Origin of the sequence: Paenibacillus sp. ISL-20 (genome assembly GCF_018613005.1) — a bacterium.
Taxonomy (GTDB): Bacteria; Bacillota; Bacilli; order Paenibacillales; family Paenibacillaceae; genus Paenibacillus_AQ.
In genome coordinates this window covers 37804-59836 of record NZ_JAGGRD010000010.1, presented here as the reverse complement: position 1 = coordinate 59836, position 22033 = coordinate 37804, and the positions used below count along the sequence as shown (strand labels likewise).

Genomic DNA, 22033 nt, shown 5'->3' with positions numbered 1-22033 from the left:
CGGCCGCTTTAACCTGTAACCTTTAACCTTTAACCGAGCCAATCAAAGCCCCTTTTACAAAATACTTCTGTATAAACGGATAGACAAGCAGGATCGGCAAGGTGGACACCATAATGGTAGCGAATTTCAAGCCATCCTCCACCACCACGATATCGCCTACAACCGGACCATCCGTTCCCGTCAATTGCCCCGACAGCACGATGTTTCTTAAAATCACCTGGAGCGGCTGCATATCGGCATCCCGCAGATACAGCAGCGGCCCCATGAAATTATTCCACATCCCGACGGAATAATACAATCCGATGGTAGCCAGCACCGGCTTGGAGAGCGGGAGCACAATCCGGAAGAAGATCCCGATTTCGGACAACCCGTCTATTTTTCCGGATTCCTCTAGCTCTTGAGGCATACCCATGAAGAAAGTTCGCATGATGAGCAGATTCCAGGTGCCTACCGCTCCGGGCAGCACCATACCCCATATCGTATTGACAAAGCCAAGCTCCTTCACGACCAGAAACGTCGGAATCATCCCACCGTTAAAAAACATAGTAAAGACGATTAGCATCAAGATCGGTTTGCCCATGACCATCTTGGTCTTGGACAGCGCATAAGCCCCAAGTGCCGTTACAATCAAAGAAATGGCAGTTCCTGAAATCACATAAATCAGCGTGTTCTTATATCCTTTCAGCACCCGTCCGTCTTCGAACACATACTGATACATATCCAGGTTGAAGCCCCTCGGCCATAGCCATACTTCCCCGGAGGCGATGGATGCGGAATCACTGAGGGACACGGCCAGCATATAAACAAACGGGTATAGACACGCCATCACAATCCCGGACAAAATCAAGGCATTGAGCGCGTCAAACCAGTTCCATTTCGGTTTCATCACGTTCCTCCTTTACCAGATGCTGCTTCCGCTGACTCGCCGGCTGAACGCATTCGCCGCGATAATGAAGATAAAGCTGATGATGCCGGTAAACAGATCAATTGCCGTGGCGTAACTGTAGTTGCCTTGCGTTAAGCCGACCCTGTACACATAGGTGGATATAATATCGGCTGTCTCATAAGTGGCCGGACTCGAGAGCAGGTATACTTTCTCAAAGCCGATCTCCAGTATTTTTCCGATATCAAGTATCAAGATGATCACGATCGCCGGCGCGATGCCGGGAAGTGTGATGTTCAGCGTCTGCCTCCACCGATTAGCCCCATCCATCCGTGCCGCCTCATATAATTGCGGATCGATTGCCGTCAATGCAGCCAAATAAATGATGGTGCCCCATCCAATATGCTGCCATACGTCAGTCGTTATATAAATCGATCTGAACCATGAGGCCTCAACCAAAAAGTTGATTCGTTCGAGTCCGATGGCACTCAGCAGCTGGTTGACCATCCCGCCTGTAGGTGACAGAAACATGACCGCGATCCCCGCTACAACCACGTTGGATATGAAATGCGGAAGATAACTGACCGTCTGGACAAACCGCTTCAAAAAGGATTTGCTCACTTCATTAATGAGTAACGCAAGTATGATGGGGGCCGGAAAGCCGAAGATCAGCTTATATAACCCCAGCAGGAATGTATTTCGGAGAACAGGCCAGAAGTCAGGCGTATTAAAAAACATGCTGAAATATTTGAACCCCACCCAGTCGCTCTCCGTGATCCCCTTAAATAAGTTGTAGTCCATAAAAGCGATCGAAATGCCGAATATGGGAACATACTTAAAAATGATGTAATACAGAGCACAGGGAAGAAGCAGCAGCAGCAGGTATTTGTCCCGCTTCACTTTCGTCAAGAAACTCGAATTCTGTGCTTGCAAAAAACGTATCCTCCTTTAGCAGCGAAATCCATGCTGTATCTGCAAGCCGCTCCCCTTGCGGACCGGACCAGGCTTGATATGCACTATAGAGCGGTCCGTAAAAGAGAGCCACTGCGTTCATCTGGCTGCATGGCTTACAGCTTTAAATTACTTGGCTTCGTTCAGGAATTTTTGCGTCCGCTCATAAGCGCTCTTATGAACATTCAGCACCTGCTGCACGCCAAGCTTGTTCACTTCGTTCACGTAAGCATCCCAATCATCCATCGGTTTCTGCCCCAGAATGAACTTGGCAATCTGCTCCTCATGAAACTTTTTCACGGTTTCGCCGACCATGCCCAGCACTTCATTTTCTTCATTTGTATAGGCAAGCCTTGGCTGCGGCTTCGTTTCATGGTCAGGCGCAATTTTCATCGCTTCCCGCATTTTCGGAGAATACATGGACTCGTAAGCCGTCATATCCAATACCGTATGTGCCCCGATCGTTGCGATGCCCGTCTTGGTTCTCAAGTCGCCGAACTCTTTGTAATCCGCGTTGAATTTGCGAACCCCGTTCTCGGTTGTAAATGTCTCCCCTTCCCTGCCCCAAGTTGCCAATTCAATTCCTTCGGGGGAGAACAAGAAATCGAGGTACTGAAGCAGCCGATCCCGCTCCTTGGAATTTGCCGCCACCGCAAAGCCGTCGGATTGCAATCCGGCGAATACATTGTGGGACTTGCCATCCGGAGTTCCAACAGGAGGAACCATATAATCGAGACTGAACTCGGATGCCTTATCCCCAAGCATTAACGGAAGTTCGTCCATGATGCCGATATAGTCGCTGGCGATAAACGATTTGTTCTGAAGCAGCAGATCGTTAAATTGCTTGCGTTTATGCGCCATAAAGTCAGGGGCTACCAATCCCTCCATGTAAAACTTGTTCATGTATTCAACCATTTTCTTGTAATTGTCCTCTGTCGGGCCGTAGCGCCATTCGTCCTTCTCATCATCGTAATAATAGCTGCTATTGGTGTTAAACGCCGGTGCCATACTGACCAGAGGACTCAAACCGTTAAACACGGCAATCGGAAAGCTGTCCGGATATATTTCCTTCAATTTTTTCGCAACCGTGTACAATTCGTCGTAGGTGGTCGGCGGCGTCAGATTGTGTTTCTCGAATACGTCGTCCCGGTAAAGCCATGACCGCCTGGATTGCTGCTCAAGTCCATACAACGGCATAAAATAGTTCTTCCCCTCAGGAGACAGAATAGCTGCTTTCACTTCCGGATGATCATCGAGAAACTTCTTATAGTTTGGCATCTGATCCAGATGCTCGAAATAGTCGACAAACGCTCCGCTGGCCCCGTGCGTATTGGCGGCATTCAGGCTGTTAACCATCATAAGATCCGGTATCTCGCCCGAGGATATTGCCAGGTTCATCGTTGTGGTGTAATCGCTCATTACAGGTTGTACCTTGAAGGAGATGCCGGTTTCTTCTTTTAAGTACTTATAAATCGGCCAGTTTTCCTTATAGGGCCAATTCGTATGAGAGAAGGTCATCATTTCTAGTGTGACTTCCTTGCCTAAGGCGGCGTTTTCAGGATTCTCCTCTTTTACCGCGTTCTCTTTTGAGCAGCCGCTCAATAATGTGCTGGTTATAACGGCGGCCAAGGCCACCAACCCAAGCTTTCGGTTCCAAATTTTCACGCGAGCCCTCTCCCTTATGTAAAATGATGTAACGCCAGCCGCTCTTAAGGCAGCATGTCGTTTATGATTTTGATTCTACTAGCCGGACCCGTGCTTTGACTATTTACATTCCTTCCCGTTATTGCCTGAAGCTACGATTCTGAAAAAGTGACAACTTTCTGAACCACGGTACATTCACCGCTCAGATCCCGCACCACGGATAGGCCCTTGCCTATTGAATGGAGTTTCTTGCATAGTGCGAATTGACAGTCGAGAGGGGAAATTTTACAATACGGACTAGAGTCACCCAGCGAAAATGAGGAAGCACCCTTTTCGAATCTTGGATGTTCTATTACGATTCAATCCACTGATATCAGAAATGAGGTGCTTTCATTTATGTACGGAAAACTTCATAGCGCTTGCTTGCACGGCATTGACGGCGTTGTCATCCAGGTGGAGGTGGACCTGGCGAACGGGCTGCCCCAAACTTCTATCATCGGTCTACCTGATTCCTCCATTCGCGAATCTATTGAGCGGGTTCGGGCATCGATTAAAAACTGCGGTTTTACCTATCCCTTAAAACGGATAACCGTCAATCTTGCACCGGCAGATCTGCGCAAAGAGGGCTCTTCCTTCGATCTGGCGATCGCCGTCGGCATATTGCTAACAAGCGAGCAATGGACCTTTTCGAATGCCGAGCAAATGTTGATCCTGGGCGAACTTGCACTGGATGGTACACTTAGGCCCATCACAGGGGTATTGCCGATGGTAGAGCAAGCGAAAAAGGAAGGGTATACCGGGGTGATTCTCCCGCGCGAAAATGCTCCGGAAGCTGCATTGATCGGGGGAATCGAGGTCTATGGGCTTCAGCATTTAAAGGAGCTTGTTCAGGAAGGACCCGATGAAAACATCCATCATAGTGAAACTGGGGGAACTACAAGCTCTACCGTTTCGCTGTCAATGCTCAGATATGATCGGTCGACGACTCAAAGCAGAACTCAAGTGGACAGCCTACGGGGCAAGCAGCTTGAAGACTATCGAGATGTGATCGGTCAGCAGCATATCAAACGTGCCCTGACCATTGCTGCCGCAGGCATGCACAATATTCTGCTCATTGGGCCCCCGGGTACTGGAAAAACGATGCTCATGAAGCGCCTCCCCACCATACTGCCGCCGCTGGCGGACCAAGAAGCATTGACTACAACGAAAATCTTCAGCGCTGCCGGAAAGCTAAAGCCATCCGACGGGTTGATGACAAGACGCCCCTTTCGGTCCCCTCACCATACCATCTCGGCTGGCGGGCTCATCGGAGGCGGCACCATTCCGAAGCCGGGGGAAGTCAGTCTGGCCCATAAAGGGATTCTATTCCTGGATGAGCTTCCCGAGTTCTCGAGGCATGTGCTGGAGGTGCTGCGACAGCCCCTGGAGGATCGCGAAGTAACCATCAGCCGGGCACGAGCGGTATTTACCTTCCCTGCGCACTTCATGCTCGCTTGTTCGATGAATCCCTGTCCGTGCGGTTATTACGGCAGTGATCATCCCCATCAACGCTGCACGTGCAGCGTTACTCGAATTGCTCAATACCGCGCTAGAATATCGGGGCCCTTGATGGATCGGATCGACCTTCAAGTGGACGTGCCTCGGCCCAAGGAATGGCCGGGAAGCGCAACACCTATATCCTCCGAGCAAATGCGGGATCAAGTCTATGCGGCACAAACGATTCAATTGGAACGCTACAGCAGGCTCCCGTTCAGCTGGAACAGCGAACTGTTTGGCAGCTTCCTGAGGAAACATGCGGTGCTGGACAAGGACTCGGCAGAGCTCTTGCAAGCGACAATCGATACGCTGGGCCTGAGCATGCGCGCTTATGACCGAATCCTGAAGCTGGCCAGAACCATCGCCGATTTGGAAGCATCCGATGCAATCCAGAGCCAGCACATCGCTGAAGCGATTCAATACCGTCAGCTGGATCGACAATATATCGCAGCCGAAGAAACAACTCGTTGATAGCCGATACCTATCTGCTTGAAGATAACGGTCATGCACATGGCTTTATTTCCCTTGTGGATGATAATCTTGCGGCGTTATTCATCGATACAAATCGTCAAAATCAAGGATATGGCAAAGCTCTGTTCCACGATGCCATGGACCTTCGAAAAGTATTGAGGCTTCAGGTAAATGTCGTGAAGCTTATCAGCATCAGGAATAAAACAGAATGTGTGTCAATAGTTTTCAAGTGCTTGCCCAGCCTATTACACTTTCTATGATCTGGATAACAACTGTCTGGAAGTTTGCTCTTCAATAAATAATCTGTCCTACGCAAAGAAGGTGATGGAGCTCGGCCCCTATCACCTTCTTTTTATTGTAATCCCTATAGATGCTTTGGATCGTATCCATCTAAAATGCATTCTCGATATGATCCATCGAGACAGGCGTCAGATCCGCGCGAAGCATAACGGAGATAACATCAAACCGGATCGACCGTTCATAATAACGCTTATGATGAACGTACTGCTGGGCTGTGTTTCGGACCTGCATCACTTTACGGGCATTCACGGACTCGGCAGGCGTGCCGAAGCTATTCGTTCCGCTTCGGCTTCTGACCTCAATTACCACAAGGGTCTCCCCTGTTTCAGCGACGATGTCCAGCTCTCCAAAGCGGCAGCGCCAATTGCGGTCCAGAATCCGGTATCCTTTTTCAATCAGGGCAGCGGCTGCCAGCTCTTCGGCAGCGGCTCCTTTTTGCTTGCGGCTATCCTTTTTACCGGATGGCGAGTTCATTAGGGCATCATCCCCCCATCCTTCGCTTGACGATCCGCACGATAAACATATGTCAACACTTCCGCTACAAGCTGGTACAGCTCCTCCGGAATCTGCTGATCCAGATCCAGCTTGGAGAGAATCTCCACCAAAGCTGCGTCCTCTTGAACAGGGACGCCATGCTCTTTGGCTTTGTCTAATATAGACTCCGCCAGTTTCCCTTGCCCCTTGGCAACCACAATCGGTGCTTCGCTCTCGCCAGGCGTATATTTAAGGGCAATCGCCTTTTTCATGGCCGTTATTTGCCCTTGCTCTTTCTCTTCCTTGCTCATATCCGCATATCCACCCCTTTATAGGTTTGCGGGGTGTATTCTGCCGCCGTTCCCTGCACGGACGTGTCTGAAGTAACCGGTGCAACTAGGGGCAGCGGTTCTGTTTTTACACTGAGCAATTGATAGCCGATAGACGAAACAGCCTGAGCCAACTCTTGCTTTTTCCCCTCAAACAGCTCTGCGGCGTAACTCTGATCATTCCGAAAGCTGAGGCTGACAATCCGGTCAACGACCTGCACATCGATCAAGGTCGGGCCCAGAAATTTCATGTCCAAGTCGAACAACAGCCTGCAGTTGGTTGCATCCAGCTCGCCTTTGCGGCCTCTGCGTGATTGAATATGTACGGATGCCGTCTGTTCCCCGTCGACCCCATGCAGAGGTATGAACATGGTGACCTGCGCGAACGGTGCTGTTCGATCGGTGTTTAGCAAGAGCTGCTGGCCCGTTAAATGCTGAACGACTTGCTGTGCCGCTTCCTTTAGCGCAGGCGGCGCGTCCTGGCTGGACAACACCTGAAGCAATACTCCCTTCAGTGTGTCTTGCAGGGCAAGCGCCGATTCACCCGATGGCGTTGAGGCCATGACAGCCTGTTGTACGCCTTGGGCAATACTCTGCTGCCCGGATGGCACAACTGGCTGCATCGAGCCCTGCTGATTCACAGCACTGGCCTGAGCGTTCGGAACAGCCTGCTGACTCGCATTCGCCGCATTCCCTGACGTGCCGAGAGTCCCGGATGTAATCGCTGCTGCGCCACTGCTGCCAGGGGAAGGGGTGGCGGGCAGTGAAACTGCTTGTCCGCCTGCTTGGCCTGCCCCGGCAGCGATTGGCTGAGCTGCAGCGGGCAGCGGGGCAGCAGCACTCGCAGCTGAAGCAGATGCAGGTGCTGGCACGGCCGCATTCGCTCCTGACGCGGTGCCTGGAGCCGCGCTTGCGGCCGTGTTGCTGCCGGGCTGCGCGGTTGCCGGCTGCCCGGCAGGTGCTGCGGCGCTACCCGTGCGCGCCGCTTCGCCCGCGGGGCCCGTACCGGCCCCGCGCAGGGCTTGCTGCTCGTGCTCCGCACCGAGCAGCTTCAAGAGCCGCCCCACCCACGGCTCCGCGCCGGGGGTGGGCGGCTTTGGCGAAGGGCCCACGGCTCCTTCGCCTGGAGCTGCCGCCGGGCCCATGGCCACGGCGGCGGGTTGACCGGCGGCAGGCGTTGCCGTGCCGCCGCTGGCCCATGGCTGCGCGAGCTCGCTGCGCAGCTGCTGCAGCAGGCCTTGCAGCTTGGTCAGCAGCGCTTGCTGCGGTGCCCCGGCGGAGGCCTCCCCGCCAGCAACCGTGGGAGGTGCTGCAGATGCTGCTTGTTTCCCCGCATCCACCAAACCTCCACTACCTGCGCTTAAAGCAGACGCCAGCTGCTGCTCCAACGACTGCAGCAGTTGATGCAGTTGGGGCCCGAATACCGCCTGATGCAGTCCCTTCACGCTTTCGGGGGTAATCGGCAGTCCGCGGTGAAACGCGATCGCAGCCGACTCCGCCCATTCCGCCGCGGGAATCTGCGGAGGCTTCACGGCCAATGCCTCTCGGAACATGACGATATTGTCCTTCGTTAGCGGAACTCCCGCGTTCTGCATCCCCCGGATCATTTCGCGGTTTTCCTTCGTATCCGGAAGACCGGCAAAATCCAGCACCTCAGCCATCGAAGACGGGGACAGCGGCTGGCGAGGCGTTTGACTAAGCGGCTTGAGAACGGCCGTCCCTCCCTCTCCCGGCGGCTGAACTTGCAGAAGAGCAGTTTCCCCGGCTCGAAGCGGCGTTTCCAGCTTCGCCTTCACTTGAACGCCCTGGATCTGCACCACGGCTTCCTGTCCGTCTTCCGATACGTTCATAACGACACCGCGAACGACCTGACCCGGTTTTAATTCCAACGTCTTGGCATCTCCCGGCTTTTGCTCTCCCAGGAGGCCGCGAATCAACGATCCGATGTTCACGATAGTTCCTCCCACACCTTCTGTTTACCTTATATATCGGCAGCAGCCCGCCTTTTGACGAGGGCGGGCTGCATCGAAATCTAGAATAAGGACAATTGCTCAATCTCCATATTTTTCAGAAAGCTTCTTCTATGCATAGCGGTAGGTCCGTGCAGTTGCAGCTGTTCACGGTGAAACTTGGTAGCATAGCCTTTATGTACGGCGATTCCGTATTCCGGATAACGCGTCTCCCATTCCCCTTCGCACAATCTGTCGCGAGTGACCTTGGCAATAATGGAGGCCGCAGCAATGGACTGGCTGTTAGCGTCGCCTTTAATGATGGCGCGCTGGGGAATATCGCAATCCACCTTCTCGGCATCAACAAGCAGAAACTGGGGAGTAACAGCCAATTGCTCCATAGCCATCTTCATGGCAAGCCTTGCGGCTTGTTTGATGTTAATGCGGTCAATCGTTTCCGCATCCACCAAACCAACGCCAACCGCCAGCGCCTGTTCCATGATTAGGTCATAGAGGGTTTCCCGCTTCTTGGCACTGAGTTTCTTCGAATCGTTGATCCCCTCAATCACTAACCCCTCCGGCAAAATGACCGCCGCAGCGACCACGTCGCCGAACAAACAGCCGCGGCCTACTTCGTCAATACCTGCAATATGTATATAACGGCTCCAATACTCACGCTCGTACATTAATAAATCTGTCATAGGTTTAACCCCTTTGGTTCCGAATTACCGCTTGTTTTATGTCTGTACATACGGTGTTTCAAACACTTTCTATCAATCTAGTAACTCTTCTAGATTATCACACTCGCCACAGAGCGTCACCCTTTATCCCCCCCTTTCCGGCTGGAGCTGATGCGAAAATGCCGGTCCAAACAAGTTATATGCCAAGATGATTTTACTGTGGTCCATGTTATGAAATCATTGAAGAATAAAAATATCGCCATTTTCGTTGTCATTGCCGGCGGCTTCAATAATGCACCTGAATTGCGTATTGTATAGCCTCACTTATCAACTATACATAGCGATGAAATCGGAATTAATGCTGCTAACATGCTATTATCCCTGGTGAAAGAACCGAAGTTATCTTATCAAGTCACGCACATCCAAGCGAAATCGTTCTTCAGAGCATCTACCCAGTTAAACCAGATAGAATGAATGCAGTCTAATCTCCTCCTGTTCTGATCCATAAAAAATAACCATTCCGCCGTTAACCGGCAGAATGGTTATTTTTTGGTTTAATCTAGTGGAAGATAGCGCTCGTTCACCCTATTGAATCAATAAGGGGATTCCATCGAATAACGCCCAAGCTTGCCTGCGCGTAGTTCACGTAGGAAAATGCTCGACGCTTTTTCCAGATCGACTCTTCCTCCGCTGACAATGCAGCCTCGTTTTCTTCCGATCGCTTCCATTATCGCAACAATTTCATCCGGGTTATCCAGATCTGTTGGGCGCTCCTTAAGATCAAAACGTTCGCTCATCGATTCCCAATAATAGTTGGAGAAATATTTGATCGCAAAAAAGGCAATATCCTCTACGTTCAATATTTCCTCTTTGATGGCGCCGGTTACCGCAAGGCGGTACCCTACATTCTGATCCTCGAATTTCGGCCACAGGATACCAGGAGTATCCAGCAATTCCATCTCACCACCGGCAACCTTAATCCACTGCTGTCCTTTCGTGACACCCGGACGGTCTCCCGTCTCCGCGATGTTACGACCAGCAAGACGGTTAATCAGCGTGGATTTACCTACATTCGGTATGCCTACAATCAACACACGCATAGCTCGCGGGTTCATGCCCTTGGCTATTTGTTTATCGATCTTCTCTTTCAGCAGCAGCTTAATCTGGTTAGGAATATCCTTAACACCTGTCCCTGTGGATGCATCTACAGGAAAGGCGGTTAGGCCATTTTCCTTGAAGTGGGCTTGCCATTGCCTTGTGACCTCAGGATCTGCCAAATCGGCTTTGTTCATAATAATGAGCCGCGGCTTGCCCTGCAAAATCTCGTCAATCATCGGATTTCGGCTTGAGAGCGGAAGCCTCGCATCGATCAGTTCAATTACAGCATCGATCAGCTTCAGCTTCTCCTGAATTTGGCGGCGCGCTTTGGTCATATGTCCGGGAAACCATTGTATTGTCAAACGTCGTCACCTCTACTTTGCACTGCAAACTTTCATCGTTTCTTTAGCGCCTTAGCTAATGGTTGATGAGCCCTATGTCTTTAATCGGCCAGAAGATCAAGTCTGCTCGCCCGATAATATCCCCCAAAGGAACATATCCTATCATACGGCTGTCCGTGCTGTTGGATCGGTTATCCCCCATCACAAACACATGGCCCTCTGGCACAACGCCGTCCTGAACGAACGAGTTCGGGAAATCTGTGTTATTGTATAATCTGTTTTCAGCATGGGCTTGATCAATCGCTTCCTGTATGTAGGTTTCATTCACAGGCTCCCCGTTGACAAGCACTTTATCGCCTTCAACTTTAACCGTATCACCAGCAACTGCGATCACCCGTTTAATGAAATCCCTACCTTCATCAGGAACATGGAACACGATAACCTCTCCACGTTCGGGTTTGCGGATATCATATAAAATCTCATTGACGATCAGCTTCTGATTGGATACAAAGTTAGGTTCCATGGATGGACCCTGCACAATAAACGGTTTAAAGAGAAGCCAGCGAATGAGAACGACGAGAACCAGAGCAATGAGAAGAGCCTTCAGCCATTCTACAAGCTCGTTCTTAGCCTTTTTGGCCGGTTTCCCCACGTTGGTTTCAATTGCCTCCTGGTGTTGATCTTTCTCCATAACCCACCGTCCTTCTCTATAGATCGCTTTCGCATTATAGCGATTTTTGGATATACAAAAGGGGCTTGTATATACGCACAAGCCCCTTTTACCGCCTTGTAATTAACGACGAATTTCTTTAATTCTCGCTGCTTTACCGCGCAGTTCACGAAGATAATAAAGCTTCGCACGACGCACTTTACCACGGCGAGCCACTTCGATTTTATCGATTTTAGGCGAGTTGATTGGGAAAGTTCTTTCCACACCAACACCGTAAGAAATTTTACGAACGGTAAAAGTCTCACTGATTCCGCCACCGCGACGTTTAATTACTACACCTTCAAACAACTGGATACGCTCACGAGTTCCCTCGATAACCTTAACGTGTACTTTTAAAGTATCACCAGGACGAAAGCTCGGAATATCTTTACGAAGTTGTTCTTGAGTAATCGCTTGAACGATATTCATCTATGACTCCCTCCTCTCACACAGGTGTTCTTGCATCTTCCGGAAACTCTATGTATTTCCTTCATTATCCGCAGCGGACCACCGTATTCACAACAAAAGAAATGATAACATATTTTGCAGGCCGAATCAAGTGTTTTATCTTTACACCCTCATGCATAAAGCAGCTTTTTCACCTAGCTCTCGTCCATAAAAAACCACTTCCAGCATGAAAAATCAATGCCGAAAGCGGTTAGCCTCACCTTAATTTACGGTTTCTTTCGAGTCGTGCATGCCCTTATGGCGCTTGCCATAGTATTCAAGGATGTCGTCTACTGTTTGAAATTGAACTTCTGTATTTGTTGTTTCTGCTATTTTCGCTTCATGTTGTTGTCGATGTTCTGTCATGACAAGATGCCTCCCAGTTCTCAAGTGATTCTCCAGTTACATATTACCCATCAACGCAGGAGTTGTATCAGCAATATTAAAAAAACATGACACTGAAGTATACAAATCTGGGCTAAGAGCCAATTCTAAAGATAGAAATCCTTGCGCCGGTTTGAGGAGCATTAATCGCTTTGCTGACTGGCGATAAATTATAGAGCCCTACGGTGTTACCGGCACTTAAATTGATGACGGCAGATCCTGAAACTTCCGCGTTGGTTGAATTTGAGTTCATGTTCGCCGTACTCGTGGTATTCCCATTCACAACGATCCCAAACGTGTTAGGAGCTACCTGACCTTCAGCAAGGGAAACCTGCCAATCAAAGTAATAAAAACCCGCTGTCACGATGGTCAACGTCGTTGTACCATTAAATGTTACACCTTGAAGCGTACTGGTCGAAAAAGTTATCGGTGAGTTGGTGGCCACATTTTCGGTGGCTCCATTGCTGGCATAGATGACACTGCCACCCACAAGGGTAGTAGAGCCTGTCGGACCTACCGGACCGGTGGCTCCCGTTGGCCCAGTACCACCAGTTGCTCCGGTTGCACCTGTTACTCCCGGCGCTCCTGTGGCGCCTGTTGCCCCTGTTGGACCCGTGACTCCTGTAACTCCTGTCGGACCCGTTACTCCTGCTGGCCCCGTAACGCCGGTTACTCCTGTAGCGCCTGTTATTCCAGTGGCTCCCGTTGCCCCGGTCTCGCCTACTACTCCAGTCGCACCGGTTTCACCAGTCGGTCCGGTCGCTCCTGTTATCCCGCCAGGTGCCCCTGGCGGTCCTTCCGGACCTGTTGGACCTGTAGCTCCCACCGCACCCGTCGGGCCAGTTGCTCCCGGCACACCGTCCAATCCGGGCCCTCCTGTAGCACCAGCAGTGCCTGTCGGGCCAGTCACTCCTGTCACACCCGTTGCTCCTGCCGCTCCAGTCTCGCCCGGCAGACCATTTCCTTGTACGCTTCCTAATGTTTCCCGGATCGTAAAACTTTGAACACTTTCAGCACTCGTCTTTGCAGTGGAGGGGAGAGATTGCAAGGCGGCATTTTGGACAGCCAATGGAATACTCAATGTCGCTAGCTGTTGTGCGGAGCTCCCTAATCTTGCAGCCTGCTCATTAATTCCTTGAAACACTTCGGCAAGCCGCTGACGCGATCCAACACCTGGATTCGTAGTCGCATCCATGATATAAAAAGGTATATTATCCATAAGGTTGACTAGTGGAGCTGCATCCGTACTCTGAATGGACTCTATGCTGGATTGAATACCATTCTGTAAAGCTGTGATATCCGGACCGATATCACTGCCGACTCCGAGTCGTTCTCCATACGATTGAAACAGCGTCATGACCTCGTTCAGTCTTGTTAAGATCTCCTGCAGATTATCTGCATTGGAAATCCTGGCAATTTGCTGTACAACCTGCCTAAGACCCCGCAGTTCCCGCAGCGAGAACTTCATTCCCGAGACCAGATCGTTAAGGCTCTGCAATTGTATTTTGATAAGTGTGAAATCCTCGTTAACCGGCTGTTCCACAAATGCGCGTAACAGTGATGTTAATTGACGGATCAATGTAACGAATCGAGTGGCTTGGTTCCTTCCGACACGGATTCGTCCGGGTGTAAGTCCCTGAATCATAACCTTGCTGCTCCTACGTTTCCTTCTTTCTTGCCTCAATCGATTTCACCCCTTACGATTAATGCATCCGCAAACGCCTATTTATCACACTATTCAATTCATACGAATTTTGTTCTCAGGTGCAAGCATGGAACGTGTATATTACTACATACTAGCCACATTCAAGAAATAAAAAAAACGAACAGACCTGTGCTTACAGATCTGTTCGTGTGATTAAACAAAAAAAGCTTATGAGGATCCCGCTTCTCGTAGAAGCTTGTCTAAATATGCCCGATCCTGCTTGGACAACTCCAGCTTGTCTAACAACTCAGGGCGACGCTCCCATGTCCGCTTAAGCGCCTGTTCTCGACGCCACACGTCAATATTTGCATGATGCCCGCTTAACAAAATATCCGGCACTTTCCAGCCGCGAAACTCTGCCGGGCGGGTATAATGCGGATATTCCAGCAGGCCTGTACTGAATGAATCCGTCACCGCTGAGGTTTCATTGCCTAGTACACCCGGCAGCAAACGGACCACTGAATCGATGGCAACCATCGCTGGCAGCTCTCCACCGGTAAGCACATAATCCCCAATGGATAACTCATCGGTAACAAGAAACTCGCGAATGCGTTCATCATAGCCTTCGTAATGCCCGCATATAAACACTAGATGGTCTTCCTGAGACAACTCTTCGGCCTTTTTCTGCGTAAAGGTCTCTCCTTGCGGACACATCAGAATGACTCGTGGAGGTTTGGCTGTTACGGAGGTTTCCACTGGAATCTCTCCAACAGGATGCGTCCCATCACTATGATTCGCAATCTCATCCGTATCAGAAGCAAGAATATCCTCCACCGCAGCAAAAATCGGGTCCGGCTTTAACACCATCCCCCCACCGCCGCCATATGGAGTATCATCGACCTGGCTGTGCTTATTTCCGGCATACTGGCGGAAGTTGATGGCATTTAAGTTCACTATTTGTTTTTCGGCCGCTTTACCCAGAATACTCGAATGAAACACTCCATCGAACATCTCGGGGAACAACGTCAGCACATCAATCCGCATGGACTATAACAACCCTTCCATGAGATGCACGCGAACAAGCTTCGATTCTTTATCTACATCAAGTACAACATCCGGTATGGCTGGAAGGAGAACTTCTTTTCCCTCAGGTGTCTTGACAACCCACACATCGTTCGCGCCTGGGGTCAAAATTTCGGTGATCGTGCCAAGCTCCTCGGCAGGGTCTTCGTCGGTCATCACCTTGCAGCCAATGATCTCATGGAAATAGTACTCGTTCTCCGGAAGCTCTTCCTGAAGATCCGCTGTGATCTTCAGCAGCGAGCCCTTATATTTTTCAGCATCATTGATGCCATGCAGCTCCTTGAATTTAACGATATACATGTTTTTATGAAAACGAGATGTATCCACCGTTACTTCAATCTGACTCCCCTTGTCCGGGACAATATACAACTGGCTCTTTGGAGCAAATCGCTGGTCGGCAAAATCCGTATGCGGCATGACTTTAACTTCCCCGCGGATGCCGTGCGTATTCACGATTTTCCCTACAGTTAACAACTTTTCAGACATGGTCTTCCTCCTGCATCACATAATGAACGTTCTAAGCTGGTATGACCGGCTGATTTCTTCAGCATGTACGAAAAAGGGCTAGGACATGCATCCTAACCCCCTTTCGTATATTTTAAGAAATGATATCAACGGTCACCCGTTTATCCATTTTAACCGCCGCCGATGTTACGACTGTACGCAATGATTTGGCGATACGCCCTTGTTTGCCTATGACCTTCCCGACATCGTCAGGATGCACGTACAGCTCATATACAATCAAGTGCTCCTTCTCAACTGTTTTCACAGTCACATCTTCTGGATGATCCACTAAAGCCTTAGCAATAACGCGAACTAATTCTTCCATAGATAACCCTCGCGATCAGTCTTATTTCTGATGCTTCAGCTCATGAAACTTCTTCATTACGCCCGCTTTGCTAAGCAAGTTGCGGACCGTGTCAGATGCTTGCGCACCATTTTGAAGCCAGTTCAGTGCTTTCTCTTCATCGATTTTAACTTCAGCCGGTTGAGCAACCGGATTGTAATAACCGATTTCCTCGATAAAACGGCCATCACGTGGGGAACGGGAATCAGAAACCACCACGCGGTAGAAAGGAGCCTTGTGAGCACCCATGCGTTTCAGACGAATACGTACTGCCATTTGAAAATTCACCTCCTTCAAAAAATGTCCATTCGATATGACCGAGACTTAACGGAATGGAAACTTCATACCTTTTCCACCGGTCAAGCCTTTTAGCTGTTTCATCGCTTTGTTCTTGCCGCCTTTAGGACCCATCATATCCGAGAACTGCTTCATCACGCGGCGCATTTCGTCAAACTGCTTGATGAGCCGGTTCACTTCAGCCAGCGAGGTTCCGCTGCCTGCCGCAATCCGTTTACGACGGTTGTGATTGATGATGTCAGGCTGCTGCTTCTCCGCCGTTGTCATGGAGTGGACAATAGCCTCAATGCGTCCCATCTGCTTCTCGTCAACCTTAAGATCCTTGGCTTGCTTCATCTTGCCCATGCCAGGAATCATATCCATCAACTGATCCAGAGGACCGAGCTTCTTGACCTGATCCATCTGCTCCAGGAAATCCTCGAACGTAAATTCGGCATTACGCATTTTACGTTCCATTTCCTTGGCCTTGTCTGCATCAATGTTCGATTGTGCTTTCTCGATAAGAGACAGCATATCGCCCATTCCGAGAATTCGCGATGCCATCCGTTCCGGATGGAACGGCTCCAGCGCATCAATCTTCTCGCCAAGCGCCGCGAATTTGATCGGACATCCGGTAACCGCCTTAACCGAGAGGGCGGCACCGCCTCGGGTATCACCGTCCAGCTTCGTGAGTACGACACCTGTAAGCGTCAATTGCTGGTTGAAGCTTTCCGCGACATTCACCGCATCCTGACCCGTCATTGCATCAACGACAAGCAGGACTTCGTCAGGAGTTACAACGCTGTGAATCTGCTTCAATTCTTCCATCAGCTCTTCATCGACATGAAGACGACCGGCAGTATCGATAATGACATAATCGTGACCATTATCTTTGGCATGCTGGAGGCCTTGCTTCGCGATTTCGACCGGGCTTGTCTTGTCTCCCAGGGAGAACACCGGCACGTTAATCTGATCACCGAGTACTTCGAGCTGCTTAATCGCAGCAGGACGATAGATATCGCCGGCAACGAGCAGCGGTCGGCTGTTCTGCTTCTGAAGCAGCTTGGCCAGCTTGCCCGAAGTCGTTGTCTTACCGGCACCTTGCAAACCGGCCATCATAATGACCGTTGGCGGCTTATTGCTCTTCGCCAGTTTGGCTTGGCTTCCTCCCATCAACTCCGTCAGCTCTTTATTAACGATGTCAATAATTACCATGCCGGGCGTAAAACTGTCCATCACTTCCTTGCCGATGGCCTTCTCTTTTACTTTGGATACGAAATCCTTAACCACTTTGAAGTTAACGTCGGCTTCGAGAAGCGCGAGTCGAACTTCACGCATGGCGGCTGTTACATCTTCTTCGGACACCTTGCCTTTACCACGAAGCTTGCTGAACACATTCTGTAGTCTGCTGGTCAATCCTTCAAACGCCATATCCGCCACCTCCGTTCATACTTAATCCCATGCTTTTAATCGTTCAACCATATCGGTCATTACATTCTTATCATGTTCACCCAGGTCGCTACTCTCCACCATTTCCCGAAACTTATCCAGCTCCCGGATGCGCGTCTCATGCTTGCTCAGGAGCCCCAACTTCTCTTCATAGGACTCGAGCACCTGCTCTGCACGCTTGATATGTTCATAGACGGCCTGACGACTAATCTCAAATTCACCTGCGATTTCTCCAAGGGAAAAATCATCATGGAAATAATATTTCAAAAAGGTCTGCTGTTTCTCTGTCAGCAGCTGCTCATAGAAATCGAACAGCAAATTGATCCGGTTCGTCTTCTCGAGCCGATTCTCCTGACTCATTTAAGGGCACCCCCTCGTCAAGGAAAAACACTTTACAGTTCGCTTAACGAACCTTATCATACAAAAAACAAAGAAGGATGTCAAGCCATTTCCCTTGTCATCCTTCTTCATGTTCAGGAAGCCCTCTTCCTGCCCGTTCAACCGATAGGAAGAAGGTAGATCAGTATCGCAAAAAAGTGGAGAATCGAACCCGCCAGCACAAACAAATGCCAGATGGCATGATGGTAAGGAAAACCCCGCCATACATAGAATATGGTGCCCAGCGTGTACAGCACGCCCCCAATGGCAAGCAAATTCATGCCTTGCGGCGCTACAACCGCCGTTAACGGATTCCAGGCAATGACGATCAGCCAGCCCATCGCAATGTAAAATATCGTGGAAAGGAACAGAAACTTCTTGACGAAGAATGCTTTAAATACGACACCGAACAGCGCAACGCCCCATACGATCCCGAAGAGACTCCAGCCCAGCGTTCCCCGGATGGCAACCAGCAGGAAAGGCGTATACGTCCCTGCGATAAACAAGTAAATGGAGGAGTGGTCCATAAACTCAAAGAAATCCTTAGCTTTCCCGTCTCTCAAGCCGTGTACGAGCGTGGAGCTCAAATACAGCAGGAGCATCGTCGATCCGTAGATCGTAAAGCTAACCACATGCCAGGCAGTGCCCTTCAAACTTGAAAAAACAATCAGGAGCACCAGTGCTGCAACACTTAGCGCCGCTCCTATGCCATGTGTTATTGCATTCGCTATCTCTTCTTTGCGTGGATATGTGTAAGTATTGGCCATAACAGGTATCCTTTCGCTTAAAATCTTATACTTCATTATACGCGCTTCGGGCATGCAAAATCAAAGCCGCCCCCTATATCAGCCCCTCTGCGATTGGAAGAATTGCTGGATGGCGCTGACGATTTGGCGGGACGCGTTCCCATCACCAAACGGATTATGGGCTCTTGCCATGCTGTGGTACGCTTCCTTATCCGTCAGCAGCTGCTCTATTCCTGACTGAACCGCTTCACACTCCGTACCAACACATTTAAGAGTGCCGGCCGTGACTCCTTCCGGGCGCTCAGTTTTATCCCTCAGCACCAGAACCGGCTTCCCCAGGGACGGCGCTTCCTCCTGTATACCGCCGGAGTCGGTCAAGACCAGATAGGAACGCTGCATAATATGATGGAGATCAACGACATCGAGCGGTTCGGTCAAGTGGACTCGTTCGTGCCCCTCAAGCTCTTGCGCGACCGCCTCCTGCAGCACAGGGTTCGGATGGACCGGATATATCACTACACGTGAGCCGAACGATTCTCGGCCTTGAGATTTGCTGCGGACAGCGCCGTCGGGGCAAAGTGCATATCCGCCACTCTGCCGATCCACTCGCGGTTCATCTCCTCTGGAAACGGTGCGTATTTGTCACACGTCCGCAGCCCTGCTTCCACATGTCCCACCGGTACCTTCGCATAATAAGCTGCCAGAGCACCAATGAATGCTGTCGTTGTATCCCCGTGGACCAGCACAAGATCATATTTTCTCGCTTGGAATACCTTCTCCATCCCTTTTAGCAGGTCAGCGCTCAGACTGTATAAGGATTGCCCTTCCTTCATGACATTTAGATCCGATTGCGTCTGGATTTCAAAAAAACGAAGCACCTGATCCAGCATCGCCCGGTGCTGGGCGGTTACGCATACGATTGGAGTTAATCCCGGGGCTGACTCCAATTCCTTGACCATAGGTGCCATTTTGATCGCTTCCGGACGAGTTCCGAATATAACAAGAACATTTTTCTGATTCACGAACGTTTTATATGAAAAGATAGATCTGAAACCTCATATCTTAAGCATTATATGGAAAATTGATAGATTCGTTCCGGTCATAGAGAAGCTTGTAGAAATCAACCATTTTTCAGTTATTCGGCTCATTCGTCCAATTCTATGAAGCTAGCAACGCATATATTATCCCGAGTATAAAGAAAGGAGGAAACCTCTTGGCTGTTATCATTTATCCGAGAACAATGAACTGGTCGTATATGAAACAGAGACCGCAGCAGCTTATGGCTCTATTGGGCGCGCTTGGTCATCAGGTTTTCTTCGAAAACCTGGCACCGCTGGATAAGGAGTTCAAAGAAATTGAACCAAATGTGTTTCTATTCACAGATACCAAAACATTTCTGCACAAAAAGCTGCCTGCTCTTCGCAAAGAACATCCGATTGTCGTCTGGACGACCTGGTCTAAACTCCGTACGCGTATTTCTACACTTTTCAAACCCGACATCACAATTTACGACTGCTGTGATGAATTTCCGCATTGGGCAAAATATGAACCTAAAATGATTGATGAAGCGGACCATGTCGTATGTACCGCAGAGGTGATTCACACCCGGTTGTCCCTGGCGTATCCGGATAAACCGCTTACCCTGATCCCCAATGGCGCTGACTCTTCATTTTTTCATATTCCATTCAGTGAAAGGCCCACCGATCTCCCTCCGGGTCCTGTTGTGGCTTATATCGGCGCCTGGGCGTATTGGGTAGATCATGAGCTGTTTGCTAAGGCGGCCCTTCGTTTTCCAAACGTCCGATTCGTTTCCATTGGAGCTCCTTACGGCAGCTCCGGCGATTATTCGAAGCTTCCCAATGTGCATATACTCGGTGAAAAGCCGCACCAGGAGCTCAAACGTTATCTGACTCATATTGACGTTGCATTGATCCCCTTCCAATACCATCCGATTACGCTGGCAACCAATCCAGTCAAGGCGTACGAGTATATGGCATCCGGTGTTCGCGTACTGTCAACAGCTCTGCCGGAATGCATTGCCATGGAGCCGCATGTTACCACAGCGACAACCCATGATGATTTCTTGGGCAAGCTGTCCTCCATGCTCCATCACCCGGATTCAGCAGAGCATAAGCTGGCACGCATTGCCTACGCCAGAGAGAATCGCTGGGTTGAACGCGGATTGAAAGCCGATCAAGTGATCCGGCAGGCCATCCTGGACAAAGGCATGCGCTCCCATTGAAACCCTATGCCATACTCCGTACGCAGCCATTCGGCTACAGAGCCACCGATATTTTTGCCTATCGTGAACAAATCATTCAGGAAATCTCACAAATAGACTGTGAGTGGATTCTATGGCGCGGTACCTTGTCTTTTTCCCATAAAAGCGCACAGACTTCCATTCCGACGCCACCCCCTATTCCAGATCATGTTGTCTGTATATGCATGAACGGTGCCCCGCTGTATTGGAGAAAAACCTGGCTTCTTGCTGCTCTTACCTACTGGAATAGCAGGCTTCCGGCTGTCAAATTTCTGCCTTACGATCTGCTGCCCGAAGACTCAAGCCTTACGATGCATCTGGATCCAACGCAAAATCCTCCGTATCAAAAGGATCTGGAGTATATTCTCCCTATTCTGTCTGAAACAAGGATGCGAGAGAACACCACCAGCTCCAAAGGGACTTTATCCCCTGAAATTCCTCCGCAGCCTGTCGTCTCCATTCTGATGAGCATCCATAATATGAAGGACACTTTAGGCTGGAGCATCCGTTCCGTGTTGGCACAATCAAGCGATAACTGGGAGCTGCTAATAGGCGATGACGGCTCCGAAGACGATAGTCTGGAGGAAGCCTGCGCTTATCTTGACAGCAGAATTCGGGTTCTGTCCCAATCGCGTAACCGCGGAAAGGCGATCATGATGAATCGGCTGCTTTTTGAAGCAAAGGGTCGATATATCCTGGAATTGGACGGAGATGACTGGCTGGCACCTGATGCGGTCGCACTCCTGTCCAACGCGCTTGACAACAATCCGGACTGCCGGATGGCCACGGGCCGGTATGGATGCTGGGAACGCACCCGGCAGCTCGGTCCTCTATGGAGAAGAAACGCTGATTCCGGCAAGCTTTATTCGGCGTGGTCTACTTCCTTAAATCGAACGAATCTACACGGCCACCCGCTCGTCCCCCGTATGTATCGAAAGTCATCCCTAATCGCCATTGGCGGCTGGTGGAATCGGGAGGATCGCTTCGGATGTATCTTCGAAGATATCGATGTCACTGCCAGGCTTCTGAAGCACAGCTCACCAGTTCAGGTCGATGCTATCTTGTATCATCGCGTCATTTATGGCAGCAGTATCAGCCAACGTAACCGCAGCCTCTTTGAAGCCTGGTATCAGCAAACACAGAAGAGCTAGAC

The 22033-nt window shown here is 50.2% G+C and carries 21 protein-coding genes and 3 pseudogenes; 3 read left to right on the top strand and 21 right to left on the bottom strand.

From position 1 onward, the window contains the following. Positions 1-22 precede the first annotated feature (22 nt). The 3 genes from J7E85_RS07185 to J7E85_RS07175 all read right to left on the bottom strand — a co-directional run bounded on the left by J7E85_RS07185 (position 23) and on the right by J7E85_RS07175 (position 3499). Positions 23-886, bottom strand: coding sequence for a carbohydrate ABC transporter permease (locus tag J7E85_RS07185; RefSeq protein WP_215156433.1), 864 nt, complete (start codon positions 884-886; stop codon positions 23-25). A gap of 12 nt (positions 887-898) precedes the next feature. Further along, positions 899-1816 (bottom strand): ABC transporter permease, encoded by a 918-nt coding sequence (locus tag J7E85_RS07180; protein ID WP_215156431.1) that lies wholly within the window; start codon positions 1814-1816, stop codon positions 899-901. Between the two features lie 147 nt (positions 1817-1963). Then, on the bottom strand, positions 1964-3499 hold the full coding sequence (locus tag J7E85_RS07175; RefSeq protein ID WP_215156429.1) for an ABC transporter substrate-binding protein: 1536 nt from the start codon (positions 3497-3499) through the stop codon (positions 1964-1966). Between the two features lie 375 nt (positions 3500-3874). Between J7E85_RS07175 and J7E85_RS07170 the strand changes: the two genes are divergently transcribed. Further along, a complete protein-coding gene (locus tag J7E85_RS07170; protein ID WP_215156427.1) occupies positions 3875-5485 on the top strand; it encodes a YifB family Mg chelatase-like AAA ATPase in 1611 nt (536 codons plus the stop codon). Positions 5486-5875: 390 nt separating this feature from the next. Here the strand turns inward: J7E85_RS07170 and J7E85_RS07160 are convergent, their stop codons facing one another. From J7E85_RS07160 to J7E85_RS07080, 18 genes and pseudogenes are all read right to left on the bottom strand, one after another. Further along, positions 5876-6259, bottom strand: coding sequence for a YraN family protein (locus J7E85_RS07160; protein ID WP_215156425.1), 384 nt, complete (start codon positions 6257-6259; stop codon positions 5876-5878). Beyond that, entirely contained in the window at positions 6259-6570 is a 312-nt protein-coding gene (locus tag J7E85_RS07155; protein ID WP_215156423.1) for an EscU/YscU/HrcU family type III secretion system export apparatus switch protein, read from the bottom strand. The genes J7E85_RS07160 and J7E85_RS07155 overlap by 1 nt, the downstream gene beginning before the upstream one ends. Beyond that, positions 6567-8540: a hypothetical protein gene (locus tag J7E85_RS07150; protein WP_215156421.1), complete on the bottom strand. Its 1974-nt coding sequence runs from the start codon at positions 8538-8540 to the stop codon at positions 6567-6569. Before J7E85_RS07150 ends, J7E85_RS07155 begins: the two co-directional genes overlap by 4 nt. An 80-nt stretch (positions 8541-8620) precedes the next feature. Further along, positions 8621-9238 carry a ribonuclease HII gene (locus J7E85_RS07145; RefSeq protein WP_215156419.1) on the bottom strand — a complete coding sequence of 206 codons (618 nt, stop codon included), beginning with the start codon at positions 9236-9238 and terminating at the stop codon, positions 8621-8623. Positions 9239-9810: 572 nt separating this feature from the next. Beyond that, entirely contained in the window at positions 9811-10677 is an 867-nt protein-coding gene (gene ylqF / locus J7E85_RS07140; protein WP_098747089.1) for a ribosome biogenesis GTPase YlqF, read from the bottom strand. A gap of 55 nt (positions 10678-10732) precedes the next feature. Next, positions 10733-11347: a signal peptidase I gene (gene lepB / locus J7E85_RS07135; protein ID WP_036663956.1), complete on the bottom strand. Its 615-nt coding sequence runs from the start codon at positions 11345-11347 to the stop codon at positions 10733-10735. A gap of 102 nt (positions 11348-11449) precedes the next feature. After that, entirely contained in the window at positions 11450-11794 is a 345-nt protein-coding gene (gene rplS, locus J7E85_RS07130) for a 50S ribosomal protein L19 (RefSeq protein ID WP_015736355.1), read from the bottom strand. Between the two features lie 240 nt (positions 11795-12034). After that, on the bottom strand, positions 12035-12178 hold the full coding sequence (locus tag J7E85_RS07125) for a hypothetical protein (RefSeq protein WP_215156417.1): 144 nt from the start codon (positions 12176-12178) through the stop codon (positions 12035-12037). 469 nt (positions 12179-12647) lie between these two features. Next, positions 12648-13187: pseudogene (locus J7E85_RS35115) on the bottom strand (hypothetical protein); the annotation flags it as partial. A gap of 282 nt (positions 13188-13469) precedes the next feature. Beyond that, positions 13470-13841, bottom strand: a pseudogene (locus J7E85_RS35110) (collagen-like repeat preface domain-containing protein); the annotation flags it as partial. Between the two features lie 228 nt (positions 13842-14069). Then, positions 14070-14885 (bottom strand): tRNA (guanosine(37)-N1)-methyltransferase TrmD, encoded by an 816-nt coding sequence (trmD, locus tag J7E85_RS07115; RefSeq protein WP_215156412.1) that lies wholly within the window; start codon positions 14883-14885, stop codon positions 14070-14072. Between the two features lie 3 nt (positions 14886-14888). Then, positions 14889-15410 (bottom strand): ribosome maturation factor RimM, encoded by a 522-nt coding sequence (gene rimM / locus J7E85_RS07110; protein ID WP_215156410.1) that lies wholly within the window; start codon positions 15408-15410, stop codon positions 14889-14891. A 112-nt stretch (positions 15411-15522) separates the two neighbouring features. Continuing rightward, a complete protein-coding gene (locus tag J7E85_RS07105) occupies positions 15523-15753 on the bottom strand; it encodes a KH domain-containing protein (protein WP_006211360.1) in 231 nt (76 codons plus the stop codon). 21 nt (positions 15754-15774) lie between these two features. After that, positions 15775-16047, bottom strand: a complete 273-nt coding sequence (gene rpsP / locus J7E85_RS07100; RefSeq protein ID WP_006211361.1) for a 30S ribosomal protein S16 — start codon at positions 16045-16047, stop codon at positions 15775-15777. Between the two features lie 48 nt (positions 16048-16095). After that, positions 16096-17478: a signal recognition particle protein gene (ffh, locus tag J7E85_RS07095; protein ID WP_215156409.1), complete on the bottom strand. Its 1383-nt coding sequence runs from the start codon at positions 17476-17478 to the stop codon at positions 16096-16098. Positions 17479-17499: 21 nt separating this feature from the next. Further along, the gene (locus tag J7E85_RS07090) at positions 17500-17856 is read right to left on the bottom strand and encodes a putative DNA-binding protein (protein ID WP_215156406.1); all 357 of its coding nucleotides are present in this window, start codon (positions 17854-17856) and stop codon (positions 17500-17502) included. 137 nt (positions 17857-17993) lie between these two features. After that, a complete protein-coding gene (gene trhA / locus J7E85_RS07085; RefSeq protein WP_215156403.1) occupies positions 17994-18641 on the bottom strand; it encodes a PAQR family membrane homeostasis protein TrhA in 648 nt (215 codons plus the stop codon). Between the two features lie 78 nt (positions 18642-18719). Then, a pseudogene (locus tag J7E85_RS07080) lies at positions 18720-19588 on the bottom strand (UDP-N-acetyl glucosamine 2-epimerase). Between the two features lie 245 nt (positions 19589-19833). On the opposite strand from J7E85_RS07080, the gene J7E85_RS07075 reads away from it, so the two are divergent. Continuing rightward, positions 19834-20862 (top strand): glycosyltransferase, encoded by a 1029-nt coding sequence (locus J7E85_RS07075; RefSeq protein ID WP_215156400.1) that lies wholly within the window; start codon positions 19834-19836, stop codon positions 20860-20862. Positions 20863-21065: 203 nt separating this feature from the next. Further along, the gene (locus J7E85_RS07070) at positions 21066-22031 is read left to right on the top strand and encodes a glycosyltransferase family 2 protein (RefSeq protein WP_251035530.1); all 966 of its coding nucleotides are present in this window, start codon (positions 21066-21068) and stop codon (positions 22029-22031) included. Positions 22032-22033 lie beyond the last annotated feature (2 nt).

Bases quoted from the DNA above. Each gene is read 5' to 3' on its own strand.
- J7E85_RS07070 (WP_251035530.1), top strand. From the start codon at position 21,066: ATGAACGGTGCCCCGCTGTATTGGAGAAAAACCTGGCTTCTTGCTGCT.
- rplS (WP_015736355.1), bottom strand. From the start codon at position 11,794: ATGAATATCGTTCAAGCGATTACTCAAGAACAACTTCGTAAAGATATT.
- J7E85_RS07160 (WP_215156425.1), bottom strand. From the start codon at position 6,259: ATGAACTCGCCATCCGGTAAAAAGGATAGCCGCAAGCAAAAAGGAGCC.
- ffh (WP_215156409.1), bottom strand. From the start codon at position 17,478: ATGGCGTTTGAAGGATTGACCAGCAGACTACAGAATGTGTTCAGCAAG.
- J7E85_RS07145 (WP_215156419.1), bottom strand. From the start codon at position 9,238: ATGACAGATTTATTAATGTACGAGCGTGAGTATTGGAGCCGTTATATA.
- J7E85_RS07105 (WP_006211360.1), bottom strand. From the start codon at position 15,753: ATGGAAGAATTAGTTCGCGTTATTGCTAAGGCTTTAGTGGATCATCCA.
- lepB (WP_036663956.1), bottom strand. From the start codon at position 11,347: ATGGAGAAAGATCAACACCAGGAGGCAATTGAAACCAACGTGGGGAAA.
- J7E85_RS07185 (WP_215156433.1), bottom strand. From the start codon at position 886: ATGAAACCGAAATGGAACTGGTTTGACGCGCTCAATGCCTTGATTTTG.
- rpsP (WP_006211361.1), bottom strand. From the start codon at position 16,047: ATGGCAGTACGTATTCGTCTGAAACGCATGGGTGCTCACAAGGCTCCT.
- J7E85_RS07155 (WP_215156423.1), bottom strand. From the start codon at position 6,570: ATGAGCAAGGAAGAGAAAGAGCAAGGGCAAATAACGGCCATGAAAAAG.
- J7E85_RS07090 (WP_215156406.1), bottom strand. From the start codon at position 17,856: ATGAGTCAGGAGAATCGGCTCGAGAAGACGAACCGGATCAATTTGCTG.
- J7E85_RS07125 (WP_215156417.1), bottom strand. From the start codon at position 12,178: ATGACAGAACATCGACAACAACATGAAGCGAAAATAGCAGAAACAACA.
- trhA (WP_215156403.1), bottom strand. From the start codon at position 18,641: ATGGCCAATACTTACACATATCCACGCAAAGAAGAGATAGCGAATGCA.
- trmD (WP_215156412.1), bottom strand. From the start codon at position 14,885: ATGCGGATTGATGTGCTGACGTTGTTCCCCGAGATGTTCGATGGAGTG.
- J7E85_RS07170 (WP_215156427.1), top strand. From the start codon at position 3,875: ATGTACGGAAAACTTCATAGCGCTTGCTTGCACGGCATTGACGGCGTT.
- rimM (WP_215156410.1), bottom strand. From the start codon at position 15,410: ATGTCTGAAAAGTTGTTAACTGTAGGGAAAATCGTGAATACGCACGGC.